Genomic DNA, 13,098 nt, shown 5'->3' with positions numbered 1-13,098 from the left:
AGGCGGGGCTGATGCGCAAACTCTGGCTGATCCTTTTCGCGATCCTGTTCCCGCTGTCGGTGATGGCGCAAAGCGCAGCCGAGATTTCGCAGCAGGAAAGCGACGACCGGGGCTTCCTGACCCGGCTTCTGGAACGCAACCTGTCCAGCGCGGGCCGCGAGGTGGTCATCGACGGCTTCGAAGGCGCGCTGTCATCCCGCGCGACCTTTCGCCGGATCACCATTGCCGACGGCGAGGGCGTGTGGCTGACCCTGAACGACGGCGCGATCCAGTGGAACCGCTCGGCCTTGCTGCGCGGCCGGATCGAGATCGCGGAAATGTCGGCCCGTGAAATCCTGCTGCCGCGCCTGCCCCAGGGCGAAAGGGCAGCGCCCACGGCCGAAGCGCGCGAATTCGAATTCGCCCTGCCCGAACTGCCCGTCGCCATCAACATCAACCAGATCAAGGCCGAACGTGTCGAACTGGGCGAGCCCGTGATCGGCCTTGCCGCCGCGATCTCGCTGGGGGGCGGCATGAGCCTGGAAGGCGGCGAAGGGCAGGCCAAGCTGGCGATCCAGCGGCTGGACGGACCGCGCGGGGCCTTCGACCTGGATGCCGGCTATTCCAATGCATCCCAGATCCTGCGCGTGAACCTGGCGCTGGACGAGGCCGAGGACGGCTTGCTGGTCAACCTGATCGACCTTTACGACAAACCCTCGGTCGTGGCGGAAATCAGCGGCGAAGGCCAGATCAAGGATTTCGGCGTCGATATCAAGCTGGCGACGGACGGCCTGCCCCGCGTCACGGGCCGGGTCAGCGCGGCGGGCGCGCCCGATGGGGCGGGCAGCCCGGGCACCCGGTTCAACCTGCAACTGGGCGGCGACGTGGCTTCGCTTCTGGCGCCTGAGAACCGGACCTTCTTCGGCAGCGACGTGCAACTGCTGGCCGAGGGCTGGCGGGGCGACGACGGCCGGCTGGAGATCCCGAAGCTGAACCTTGCGACCGAGGCGCTGACACTCGACGGCGATCTGGCCGTGAACGCGCAGGGCGCCCCGCAGACCGCAAACCTGCTGATCACGCTTGGCTCGGATGCGGGCGCGGCCCAGGTGCCGGTCGCCCTGCCCTTCGCGGGCGAAAACTCGACGGTGGAATCCGGCCGGCTGGAACTTCAGTATGACGCGGCCCAGGGCCAGGGCTGGACGCTGGCCGGCCAGGTGGGGGCCCTGGACATGGGCGATGTGTCGCTGGGTGACCTGCGGCTGGACGGGTCCGGCGCCGTGGTGCTGGACGGCGGCAGCCTGCAATCCGTGAATGGCGGCATCCGCTTCGGGTCGCGGCAGATGGTGTTCACGGATGCGGGCCTTGCCGAGGCCATTGGGCCGGAAATCACCGGCAGCACGAATTTCGACTTCACCCCCGGCAACGCGGTCGAGTTCACCGACCTGTCGGTCAACGGCAGCGACTATGGCCTGGACGGCTTCCTGCTGCTGTCGGGCCTGGGCAGCGGCTTTGTCGCGTCCGCCGATCTGGATGCCCGCTACGAGGATCTGGCGCGTATCTCGACCCTGGCCGGGCGGGACATGAAGGGCAGGGCGGATGCCAGCGTCACGGGCTATTACAGCTTCCTGACGCGAGGCTTCGACGTGGATGCCTCGGTCAATGGCACCGACATCGCGGTGGACCAGCCGCAGGTCGACCGGCTGCTGGAAGGACGTTCAACCATCGTGCTGGACGCCCGTCGCGATGAAACCGGGATCGAGATCGGGCGGCTGGCCGTCAACGCGCAGCGCCTGACGGCCGAGGCCCAGGGCTATGTGAACAGCCTGTCCAGCGACGTGACGGCCACAATCTCGATGCCCTCACTGCAGGATGCCGATCCGAACTTCTCGGGCGGGCTGCAGGCGGATGCCAAGCTGTCGGGCCCGGCAGGCCAGCGCCAGCTGACCGTCAGCGGCGAGGCCGAGGATCTGCGGATCGGCGTCGAGGCCCTGGACAACGCGCTGGAAGGCACGACAACGCTGACGGTCCTTGCCGCCGAGAAGCCGCAGGGCTACGAGGTCGAGGTCTTCCGGCTGGCGAACCCACAACTGCGAGCCGAAGGCCGGGGCAGCTTTGCCCAAGGCGCGCTCGATGCCAGCCTGGATCTGTCGGTGCCCGATCTTGCGGCGATCCGCGAGGGGTGGACGGGCGGCTTTGACGCGATGGCGCGGCTGACCGAACAGGATGGCACCCGCTTCATCGACCTGACCGGCTCGGGCCAGAACCTGTCCTTCGGCGTCCAGAACGCGGACGCGGCCCTGACCGGCATGACCCGCCTGCGGGTTTCGGCCGAGGAAAAGGACGGCACCGTCACCCTGCGCGACGTGCAGCTGACGAACGACCAGATCAACGCCACCGCGCAGGGCGTCTATGGCCCCGGCGTCACCGATATTTCCGCCGATGTCAGCGTGGCCTCGCTGGCTTCCTTCGGCCCCGGCTGGCGCGGGGCGCTGGATGTGACCGGCAGCTTCCGCGAGGCGGGCGACGGCATCCGGCGGCTGGAGGTTGCGGGCACCGGGCGCGACCTGTCCTTTGGCCAGGCCCAGGTCGATGGCGCGCTGGCGGGCGAAACGCGGCTGGCCGTCACGGGAACCGAGAAGGGCGGCGTCTTCACCATCGAGCAGGCCCGGATCGACAATCCCCGCCTGACCGTCACCGCCGCAGGCACGGCGGGCGGCGACCAGACGGATGTGACCGCGCAGGTGAATGCGCAGGATCTGCGCTTCCTGGGCAACGGAATCAGCGGCGCGCTGCGGGCCGATGCCCGGCTTGTCCAGCAGGGGGGCACGCGGCGGCTGACCGCGACGGGAACGGCCGACGGCCTGTCCGTTGGGCAGCCCCGCGTCGATCCTCTGCTGGCGGGCCAGACCGGCTTCGATGTCGCGGCCACGCAATCGCAGGCAGGCTTGTCCTTCCAGCGGCTCAACGTCCAGAACCCGCAACTGCAGATCCAGGCCGAGGGCGACACGGCCAGCGGCATGAATGTCCAGGCCCGGCTGGCCGACCTGGGCCTGCTGAAGCCCGAATTCCCCGGCCCCGTGCAGGCCAATGGCACCATCCGCGAGGAGGGCGCGAACTTCCAGGTGAACCTGCAGGCCACCGCGCCGGGCAGCACGCAATTGCAGGTCACGGGCAGCGCCGCGCGCAACTTCTCGACGCTGGATCTGGGGATCAGCGGCAGCAGCGACGCCTCGGTCGCCAATACCTTTATCCGCACGCGCAGCATCGAAGGCCCGCTGTCCTTCGACCTAGCCATCAATGGCGCGCCGTCCCTGCAGGCGGTCAGCGGCAGGGTGCGGTTGACCGACGGCCAGATTTCCGACCCAGGGGTCGGCATCCGGCTGGAGGCGGTCAATGCCACCGCCGATCTCGCGGGCGGGCGGATCACTCTGAATGCCGACGCGAATGTCTCGAATGGCGGGCGGGTGCAGGTCAGCGGGCCGGTCGATCTGCAGGGCGGCACGCTGGATCTGGCCATCGTTCTGGACCGGGTGATCGCCCGCGACCCGAACCTGTACCAGACCGAGATCAACGGCCGCCTGCGCATGTCCGGCCGCAATGCCGACGGCCCGCTGATTTCCGGCACCATCGACCTGGGCGAGACCGAGATCCGCATCCCCTCGACCGGGCTGGGCGGGGCAAAGGCGATCCCCGACATCAACCATGTGGGCGACACGCGCCCGGTCCGGTCCACCCGCGCCAAGGCCGGGCTGGAGCCTTATCCCAGCGAAGCCTCTCGCGAGGCGGGGCTGGCGGGGCCGCCTTCCACCCCGCCCGCCGCGCCGCCGCGGCTGGATCTGCTGATCAACGCGCCGAACCAGTTCTTTGTCCGGGGGCGCGGGGTGGACGCGGAGCTGGGAGGATCGCTGCAGGTGCAGGGCACGACGCGCAACGCCATTCCCATCGGCCATCTGGAACTGATCCGCGGCCGCGTGGACCTGCTGGGCAAGCGCTTCGACCTGACCGAGGGCCTGGTGGAGCTGCAGGGCAGCCTGATCCCCGTGATCCGTCTGGTGGCCGAAACCGAACAGGACGGCATCACCACCCGCATCATCATCGACGGAGAGGTGCGCGATCCCGAGATCACCTTCGAATCTTCGCCCGAACTGCCCGAGGAGGAGGTGCTGTCCCAACTGCTGTTCGGCCGCGGTCTGGCCAATATCAGTCCCTTGCAGGCCGCCCAGCTTGCCAATGCCATCGCCGTGCTGGCCGGGCGCGGAGGCGAGGGGATCATCGGCAACCTGCGGAACCAGGTGGGTCTGGACGATCTGGATCTGGCTACCGACGACGAAGGCAATGTCCAGGTCCGGGCGGGCAAATACCTTTCGGACAATGTGTATACCGATGTTCAGGTGGGGGCGGATGGCAAGAGCTCGCTGAACCTGAACCTGGATGTGACCAATTCCCTTACGGCGCGCGGATCGGTCGGCAGCGACGGCGACAGCACCCTGGGGATCTATTTCGAGCGGGACTATTGAGGGGCGGGGGCGCATCCGCCCCTGTCCTTTCGGTCAGGAACCCTGGTCGTGACGTCGCGGCACGAATGACAAAACAGACAAAAGACCGCAGGGCGGAGGCTTGTTCCCCTGTCATCCGGTAATGATCCATGGCCACCCTGACCCAGAACCAACCCCTTGCGCTTGAATACAAGAACGTCTCGCAGTTGAAATTCGAATTTGCGGCGCTGACCAAGACTCCCGGCTACAGCTATTCCGCCGGTGGCGAACTGCAATACAGCACGGTTCCCGTCTGTGCCTGGTGCGGAACCAAGGCGGGAAACTGGGGCCTGTCCTGGAACAAGACACAGGACGCCCTGACGCTGGATTTCGGCAAGATCATGAAGCAGGTTTATGTGGTCTTCTATCCCACGCACGGCACCAGTACGATGACGCTGGTCCAGGATGCGCCCGCGCCTGCGCCAGTCCCGCTGCCTGCGGCGGGTAGCCTGCTGGGCGCAGCATTGCTGGGTGCGATGATCTGGAAGAAGCTGGCCCGCTGAAGTCAGGTTCGTCAGTCCACTGCATTATAAAGATTTTAGAGGGGATTTTTGGGGTATTTCGTGCTAAGGTTGTAGAAAGTTTCTCTTGTTCTGCTTCTGCGAAGGTGCGCCATGTCCTACGCCAATGCCGACGAACGCTATTTTGCCACCCTGATCAACCAGGCCCGCCGGGCCGAGGGGCTAGACCCTCTGGCTCTGGAAAAGCGACTGAACGATTCATCCGAGGCGCATAGCCGCTGGATGCTGAACGCGGATGCCTTTTCCCATACGGGGCAGGGCGGCTCCTCGTCGCGCGAAAGGATGGAGGCTGCGGGCTTCGATCTGGCGGGGTCGTGGATGACGGCCGAAAACATCGGCTATGTCTCGATCCAGGGCGAAGCCGACCTGCGCGACGAGATCCGGCAGTTGCACCAGAACCTGATGAACAGCCCCGGCCACCGCGCCAATATCCTGGGCGATGCCGCCTATGTCGGAATCGGCCTGGAGGTCGGCTTTCTGACGGTCGGGGGCCGCGACTACAAGGTGCTGATGGCGACCCAGAATTTCGCCGATACCGACGGACAGCTTCGGATCGACACCGGCGGCTTCCTGCGCGTGGCCGAGCCGAGGCCCACGACCGATCTGACCACGCGCGCCGAATGGATGCAGATCGCCAACGGAGAGGTTTTCGTCACCCCGGCATCCGGAACCGCGCGAAACGACGATTACCGGCTGACCGCCCGGAGCGAGTCCGTCTGGGCCAATGAGGGCCATGATTGGGTCTCGGGCGGCGGGGGCAACGACACGCTTCGCGGCAACGGGGGCAACGACCGGCTGATCGGGGGCGAGGGCGCCGACCTGCTGGCAGGTGCGATCGGCAATGACACCCTGCAGGGCGGTGGCGCGAACGACCGGCTTCATGGCGGCGAGGGCCACGACATCCTGATGGGCGAGGCCATGAACGACATCCTGTCGGGCGACAATGGCAATGACCGTCTGTTCGGCGGCAACGGAGCGGACAAGCTGGCCGGACAGGCAGGCAATGACTGGCTCAGCGGCGATGCCGGCAACGATACCCTGTCGGGCGGTGCCGGAAACGACGTGTTGCGGGGCGGGGGGGGCAACGATCTGCTGAACGGCGGGGCAGGGGCCGACAGCTTCGTCTTCCAGATCGGTGGCGGAGCGGATGTCGTTCAGGCCTATCAGCACGGCATCGACCGGCTGATCATCGATGCCGACCGGCTGGATGCCAGCCCGGCCGTCTTCATGCGCGATCACATGACAAAGACCAGCGGGGGCATTGCCATCGATCTGGGCGGCGGAGACCGGATCTTCGTGGCAGGCCAGAACCTGACGGTCGAGGGCGTGGCCGACGACATCTTCAGTTTCTGACCACGCGTGGCCTGGGCGAGCAAAGCCAACCGAAAAAGCCCGCTTAACGGCGGGCAAACTCGATAACTTATTGCGAAATAGCAACTTTACACGGGCGAAGAACGATTTTCCCTGGCCTTGGTTCCTGTCCCATGACTTTATTGTCACCGGATTGAACCGGCTGGCTCGATTGACATTCGTCCTGCCCGGGCGCCACCTGCCGGCCGAATGAAGACAGCAACAGGACAAGGATGGGCACCGAACTCAGCACCGGCGGCTTTGAGACCAGCCACGCGCACCGCCCCATGATGCAGCCCTGCAAGGGTTTCGGCCACAAGATGTCCAGCGCGGTCGAAAGGGACAAAGGATCCATCGGCTTCGAGATCGGCAAGGCCCGGCTGGGCGTGTCGGACAGGGGGCTGCAATGCACTGTCACGGGCGCGGCGGCAGTCGAACGCCTGCAGGCCATCATTGACAACCATCCGGCCCGCTTCGCCTTTCGCGAGGACTTCACCCGGACGGACCGCCAGCGCGACGTTTAGAGGATGCAGCGCTGCATCCTGGTCATGGGGCCAAGCGGGGTCGGAAAGTCCAGCCTGGCCAAAGCCATCGCGGGCCATCTGAACGCCGCCTTCATCGAGGGCGACGATTACCACCCGCCCGGGAACCGCGCTGCGATGGCGGCGGGCCGTCCGCTGGACGATGCGATGCGGCGCCCCTGGCTGCTGGCCCTAGCCGAGGCCGTGCGGCTGTCCGCCATGACGCGCGAGACGGTCTTTGCCTGCTCGGCCCTCAAGCGCAGCTATCGCGACATCCTGCGCGACCGGATCGGGCCGCTGGTGCTGGTCTATCCCCAGGCGCCAGCCGCCGTGATCCTGGCGCGGATGCAGGCGCGGGACCATTTCATGCCGCCGGCGATGCTGCAATCGCAACTGGCCACGCTGGAACAGCCCGGGGCGGACGAGGCCGCCATCCGGCTGGACATGACGCGCCCCCTGGACGAAACCGTCGCCGAGGCCATTCGGCAGTTGTCGGCCCGATGACTCCAGACGAAAAGGGGCGCCCGGCAGGCCCTGCCGGATGCCCCTGATCGCCTGTCGAAGCGGCGTCTATCCCTGGGACAGGATCGCCTCGACCACGCGGTCGGCGGCGTCCTCGGCCGAAAGGGCCACGGTGTTGACCACCAGTTCGGCCTGCTCGGGCGCCTCGTAGGGGCTGTCGATGCCGGTGAAGTTCTTCAACTGGCCCGACCGCGCCTTCTTGTAGAGGCCCTTCACGTCGCGCTGCTCGGCGACCTCCAGGGGGGTGTCCACATAGACCTCGAGGAACTCACCCTGGGCCATCATGTCGCGGACCATCCGCCGTTCAGACCGGAAGGGCGAGATGAAGGCGGTCAGCACGATCAGCCCGGCATCGGTCATCAGCTTCGCGACCTCGCCCACGCGGCGGACGTTTTCCACGCGGTCGGCATCGGTGAAGCCCAGGTCGCGGTTCAGCCCGTGCCGCACGTTGTCGCCGTCCAGCAGGAAGGTGTGCTTGCCCATCGCGTGCAGCTTGCGTTCGACGATATTGGCGATGGTCGACTTGCCCGAACCTGACAGGCCGGTGAACCAAACGACCTTGGCCCTCTGGTTCTTCTGCGCTGCATGGGCGTCACGGTTGATGTCGGTCGATTGCCAGTGGATGTTCTGCGACCGGCGCAGCGCGAAATGCAGCATCCCGGCGGCGATGGTGGCATTGGTCATCCGGTCGATCAGGATGAAGCCGCCCAGGTCGGGGTTGTCGTCATAGGCCTCGAACGGGACGGGCCGGTCGGTCGAGATATTGACCACGCCGATGGCATTCAGGCCCAGCGTCTTGCTGGCCAGATGCTCCATCGTGTTGACGTTCACCTCGTATTTCGGCTCGGTGATGGTGGCGCTGACGGTCTGGGTGCCGATCTTGAGCAGATAGGGGCGGCCCGGCAGCATCTCGGATTCGGCCATCCAGACCAGGGTGGCCTCGAACTGGTCGGCGACCTCGCAGGGCGCGTCGGCCTGCACGATGACGTCGCCGCGTGAGCAGTCGATCTCGTCCGCGAAGGTCAGGGTCACGGACTGGCCCGCGACCGCCTGGCTCAGGTCGCCGTCAAAGGTCGCGATGGATTTCACGGTGGTCACCTTGCCCGAGGGCAGGACGCGGATCGCATCGCCCGGACGCACGGTCCCGGCGCTGATCTGGCCCGCGAAGCCGCGAAAATCCAGATGCGGGCGGTTCACCCACTGCACGGCCATGCGGAAGGGGCTGTCCTGCATCCGGGCGTCGTTGACCGGCGCCTGTTCCAGGTGGCCCAGCAGGGTCGGCCCCTGGTACCAGTGCATCTCGGGGCTTCTGGAAACGATGTTGTCGCCCTTCAGCCCGGAAATCGGGATCGGCAGGAAGCTGTCCATGCCGATCTGCTTGGCGAAGTGGCTGTAATCGGCGACGATCTCATAGAACCGCTCGGCCGAGTAATCGACCAGGTCCATCTTGTTGACGGCCAGCACGACGTTGCGGATGCCCAGCAGGTTCACCAGGTAGCTGTGACGCCGGGTCTGTGTCAGCACGCCCTGGCGCGCGTCGATCAGGATCACCGCAAGATCGGCGGTGGATGCGCCCGTGACCATGTTGCGGGTATATTGTTCATGCCCCGGCGTGTCGGCCACGATGAACTTGCGCTTGTCGGTGGCAAAGAAGCGATAGGCGACGTCGATGGTGATGCCCTGTTCGCGCTCGGCGGCCAGACCGTCGACCAGCAGGGCAAAGTCGATCTCTCCGCCCTGGGTGCCCGAAACCTTGGAATCGGCCTCCAGCGAGGCCAGCTGGTCCTCGAAGATCATCTTGCTGTCGTAAAGCAGCCGGCCGATCAGCGTGGACTTGCCGTCATCCACCGATCCGCATGTGATGAAGCGCAGCATGGTCTTGTGCTGGTGCTGGAGCAGATAGGCGTCGATATCCTGGGCAATCAGGGCATCGGTGACATAGACGGGATCTTGGCTATGGGCGGTCATCAGAAATACCCTTCCTGCTTCTTCTTCTCCATCGAGGCGGCCTGATCCTTGTCGATGGCGCGGCCCTGGCGTTCTGAGGTGGTGGTCAGCAGCATTTCCTGGATAACCTCGGGCAGGGTCCGCGCCTCGGATTCCACGGCCCCGGTCAGGGGATAGCAGCCCAGCGTGCGGAAGCGGACCGACCGCATCTGCGGCTGCTCGCCATCCTTCAGCGGGAAGCGGTCGTCATCGACCATGATCAGCAACCCGTCGCGTTCCACCACAGGACGGGGTTCGCTGAAATACAGCGGCACGATCTCGATGTTTTCCAGGTGGATGTATTGCCAGATGTCCAGCTCGGTCCAGTTCGACAGCGGGAAGACCCGGATCGATTCGTCCTTGGCCTTGCGGGTGTTGTAGAGCTTCCACAACTCGGGGCGCTGGTTCTTCGGGTCCCAGCGGTGGTTGGCCGAGCGGAACGAGAAGATGCGCTCCTTGGCGCGGGATTTCTCCTCGTCGCGCCGCGCGCCGCCGAAGGCCACGTCGAAATTGTACTTGGTCAGCGCCTGCTTCAGCCCCTCGGTCTTCCACATGTCGGTATGCAGGCTGCCGTGGTCGAAGGGGTTGATGCCCTTTTCCATCGCCTCGGGGTTGTGGTGGACGATCAGGTCCATGCCCGCCGCCTTGGCCGCCCGGTCGCGCAGTTCATACATCGCCCGGAACTTCCAGGTCGTGTCCACATGCAGCAGCGGGAAGGGCGGCGGCGCCGGATAGAAGGCCTTGCGCGCCAGATGCAGCATGCAGGCCGAATCCTTGCCCACCGAATACAGCATCACCGGGTTTTCGGCATTGGCCACCACCTCGCGCATGATGTGGATGCTTTCGGCTTCAAGACGCTGGAGATGCGTCAGGGTCGCCGGGGTGATCACGGTTTCGGCAAGGCTGTTCATGGCATCAACTTTCGGTTCGTCACGGGCGGACAACATCCTTCAGGACAGGCGGAAACGCTATCCTTCAGCACCGGGCAAGATGCAAGTTTGGAATGCAAGGAAAATCAGCATTTCCTGGATATTCCGCCCCATCAGGAACGCTGTTCCACGGCTGTGCCCAATGCCAGACCATCGACAACGGCGGTAAAGGCCTCGGACCGGTGCAGGCGTGCCGCGGGCAGCATCCGGGCCGCCAGATCGGTGACGAGGCCCATCAGGCTGGAGCCCCCGACCAGGACCACGCTGCCGATCTCGCCCGCCGCCACGCCCGCGCCCGCCAGCGTGTCCGACACGGCTTCCTGCAGATCCCGGCCAAACCCCTCCAGGGCATCCCCCAGCGATGCGCGGCTGATCGCTGCGGCAAGGTGAGGCTCGATGAAGCCCATGCCGATCTGCGTCCCCGTTCCGTCATTGGCGGCGATCTTGGCGCGTTCCACCGCAAAGGCCAGGTCGTGGCCCAATTCGTCGGTCAGCAGGGTGACCAGTCGCTCCAGCAAGGCCGGCTCTGCCGCCAGCCGGGCCATCTGCCGGGCCTGCCTGCGGTTTTCCGGCGTATAGGTGAAGGGAATATGCGCCCAGTCAGCCAGATCCACGTAGATCGCGTTCGGCACGGGCAGCAGGCCCGGTCCCATCTCTCGGCGCAACTGCGATCCATGGCCCAAAAGCGGCATCGCATGGGTCAGCGAAACGGCCCCGTCGAAATCCGTCCCGCCCAGCCGGATGCCGTGGCTGGCGAGGATCCGCACCCTGCCGCCCTCGGTCCGGTAGACCGAAAAGTCCGAAGTGCCGCCGCCGATATCCATGATCAGCCCGGTCTCGCTTGCCCCGCCCATGCCGTGACACGCCAGTGCCGCTGCCTCGGGTTCCGGCATGAAGGCGACGTCCTCGAAGCCCGCGGCATGATAACAGGCGCGCAGGTCGGCCTCGGCCTGCGCATCGCGGGCCGGATCGGGGTGGAACCGCACCGGCCGGCCGGACAGGACCCGGGCAAGGGGCCGGCCTGTCCCGGCCTCGGCGCGCTGCCGCAATTCGGTCAGAAAGGCGGTGATCACCTGCGCCAGCGTCCGCCGCCGTCCGCCGATCAGACGCGATTCGTGCAGAAGCGGCGTGCCCAGCACGCTTTTCAGCGCGCGCATGTAGCGGCCTTCCTCGGCCCCGATCAGGGCCGCCGCCGCGGCATCGCCGATGCGCATGGCCCCGCCGCGCGCGGGAAAGAAGACCGCCGTGGGCAGGGTGTCCGATGCCCCCTCGATCGGCACGCGCCGCACCGCGCCGCCTTCAAGGATAGCCGCGGCTGAGTTCGAGGTTCCGAAGTCGATGGCAAGAATGGAGGACATGGGCCTGGCCTTGGTGAAAGCCCAGCCGGCTAGCGGGTTGCCGTGCCGCCTGCAAGCTCCGGGAGGGTCATTTCCCCCGAAGACGGGTTGACGCGGCGATCAGCAATGCAACAGTCATGAAAGCAGCGGCAATCCGAGGAACAGGCACGACGGCATGATCGACTCCCATTTTGCAACGCCACGGATCGACACGCCGGAACCGGACGAACCGGTGACGCCCTTTCCCCTGATCAGCGACATATCGGCGGCCCGCTGGCTTCTGGTCTTCATCATCGCCGCCGCCATCTATTTCTTCCACGGCTTTCTTGTGCCGGTGCTGGCGGCGACGATCATCGCCTTTGCCAGCTGGCCCTTGTCGCGCAATGTGCAGTGGGCCCTGGGAATCGACCGCACCGCCACCGCGGCGCTGTTCATCCTGGTGATCGTGCTGTTTCTGGTGGTGCCCATCACCATGGCGCTGCTTTACGCCTTTCGCGAGCTGCAGCAGTGGATTTCCTGGGGGTTCGAGGTTAACGCCTATGGCGCGCCCACCCCTGCCTGGATGAGCGAGCTGCCGCAGATCGGGGGCTGGATCGACGAACAATGGGCCCGCCATGTGGGCCGCCCCGGCGCCATTGCGGAACTGGTGCAACTGACCAGCGGCAACACCATCGCCTCGATCTATCGCAGCGTCCTGGCGGCGGGAAACATCGCCTTCCACCTGGCGCTGAACCTGCTGTTCATGCTGATCGCGCTGTTCGTCTTCTATCGCGACGGTCACAAGATCGCGGGCCAGATCGACATCATCGGCGCGCGCATCCTGCCCGTCCGCTGGGAACGGCTGTCGCGCGTGGTGCCGCTGACCATCAGCGCCACCGTCACCGGCATGGCCCTGATCGCCATGGGCGAGGGCGTGATCCTGGGCATCGCCTACTGGATCGCGGGGGTGCCGTCGCCGGTGACGCTGGGCGTCATCACGGGGATCATGGCGCTGATCCCGGGCGGCGCGCCGCTGTGCTTCACGTTGGTGTCGATCTATCTGGCGGCCAGCGGATCGCCCCTGGCGGGGGTGCTGCTGTTCCTGTGGGGGTCGATCGAGCTATTCGTGGTGGACAAGACAATCCGTCCCGTGCTGGTCGGCGGCCCGGTCAAGATGCCCTTCCTGCCCACGTTCTTCGGGCTGGTGGGGGGCGTCAAGACCATGGGAATCGTCGGGCTGTTCGTGGGCCCGGTGCTGATGGCGCTGCTGGTCGCCATCTGGCGCGAATGGCTGCGTGAAATCCGAAGCCATTCGCAAACCCCTTGATCCCCGGGTCTTGCTGAATATTATCCCGCGCATGGCGTGTGCTGCGTGCGCCCAGGGACGACCCCTGAATACGGAGACTGGTTGAACCGTTTCTGAAAAAGGGGGTCCGTTC

At 65.9% G+C, this 13,098-nt stretch carries 9 protein-coding genes; 6 read left to right on the top strand and 3 right to left on the bottom strand.

The window, feature by feature from the left end; genetic code table 11:
• Window positions 1-11 precede the first annotated feature (11 nt).
• The 5 genes from OU682_RS07020 (at window position 12) to OU682_RS07000 (ending at window position 7,410) form a co-directional block, all read left to right on the top strand.
• Window positions 12-4,496, top strand: coding sequence for a translocation/assembly module TamB domain-containing protein (locus OU682_RS07020; protein WP_268941362.1), 4,485 nt, complete (start codon window positions 12-14; stop codon window positions 4,494-4,496).
• 128 nt (window positions 4,497-4,624) lie between these two features.
• Window positions 4,625-5,017, top strand: coding sequence for a hypothetical protein (locus OU682_RS07015; RefSeq protein ID WP_268941361.1), 393 nt, complete (start codon window positions 4,625-4,627; stop codon window positions 5,015-5,017).
• Window positions 5,018-5,128: 111 nt separating this feature from the next.
• Window positions 5,129-6,388 (top strand): CAP domain-containing protein, encoded by a 1,260-nt coding sequence (locus tag OU682_RS07010; RefSeq protein WP_268941360.1) that lies wholly within the window; start codon window positions 5,129-5,131, stop codon window positions 6,386-6,388.
• Window positions 6,389-6,618: 230 nt separating this feature from the next.
• Window positions 6,619-6,909: a DUF2218 domain-containing protein gene (locus OU682_RS07005; protein ID WP_268941359.1), complete on the top strand. Its 291-nt coding sequence runs from the start codon at window positions 6,619-6,621 to the stop codon at window positions 6,907-6,909.
• A gap of 3 nt (window positions 6,910-6,912) precedes the next feature.
• Window positions 6,913-7,410 carry a gluconokinase gene (locus OU682_RS07000; protein ID WP_268941358.1) on the top strand — a complete coding sequence of 166 codons (498 nt, stop codon included), beginning with the start codon at window positions 6,913-6,915 and terminating at the stop codon, window positions 7,408-7,410.
• 66 nt (window positions 7,411-7,476) lie between these two features.
• On the opposite strand, the gene cysN is transcribed toward OU682_RS07000, so the two are convergent.
• From cysN to OU682_RS06985, 3 genes are all read right to left on the bottom strand, one after another.
• The gene (gene cysN, locus OU682_RS06995) at window positions 7,477-9,396 is read right to left on the bottom strand and encodes a sulfate adenylyltransferase subunit CysN (RefSeq protein ID WP_268941357.1); all 1,920 of its coding nucleotides are present in this window, start codon (window positions 9,394-9,396) and stop codon (window positions 7,477-7,479) included.
• Window positions 9,396-10,325, bottom strand: coding sequence for a sulfate adenylyltransferase subunit CysD (gene cysD / locus OU682_RS06990; RefSeq protein WP_268941356.1), 930 nt, complete (start codon window positions 10,323-10,325; stop codon window positions 9,396-9,398). The genes cysN and cysD overlap by 1 nt, the downstream gene beginning before the upstream one ends.
• Before the next feature lie 131 nt (window positions 10,326-10,456).
• A complete protein-coding gene (locus OU682_RS06985; protein WP_268941355.1) occupies window positions 10,457-11,701 on the bottom strand; it encodes an Hsp70 family protein in 1,245 nt (414 codons plus the stop codon).
• Window positions 11,702-11,855: 154 nt separating this feature from the next.
• On the opposite strand from OU682_RS06985, the gene OU682_RS06980 reads away from it, so the two are divergent.
• Window positions 11,856-12,986: an AI-2E family transporter gene (locus tag OU682_RS06980; protein ID WP_268941354.1), complete on the top strand. Its 1,131-nt coding sequence runs from the start codon at window positions 11,856-11,858 to the stop codon at window positions 12,984-12,986.
• Window positions 12,987-13,098 lie beyond the last annotated feature (112 nt).

The sequence above is a fragment of the Paracoccus benzoatiresistens genome, assembly GCF_026913015.1.
Taxonomy (GTDB): domain Bacteria; phylum Pseudomonadota; class Alphaproteobacteria; order Rhodobacterales; family Rhodobacteraceae; genus Paracoccus; species Paracoccus benzoatiresistens.
The sequence above is the reverse complement of the archived record's forward strand: the minus strand, read 5'-3'. Positions and strand labels throughout refer to the sequence as shown.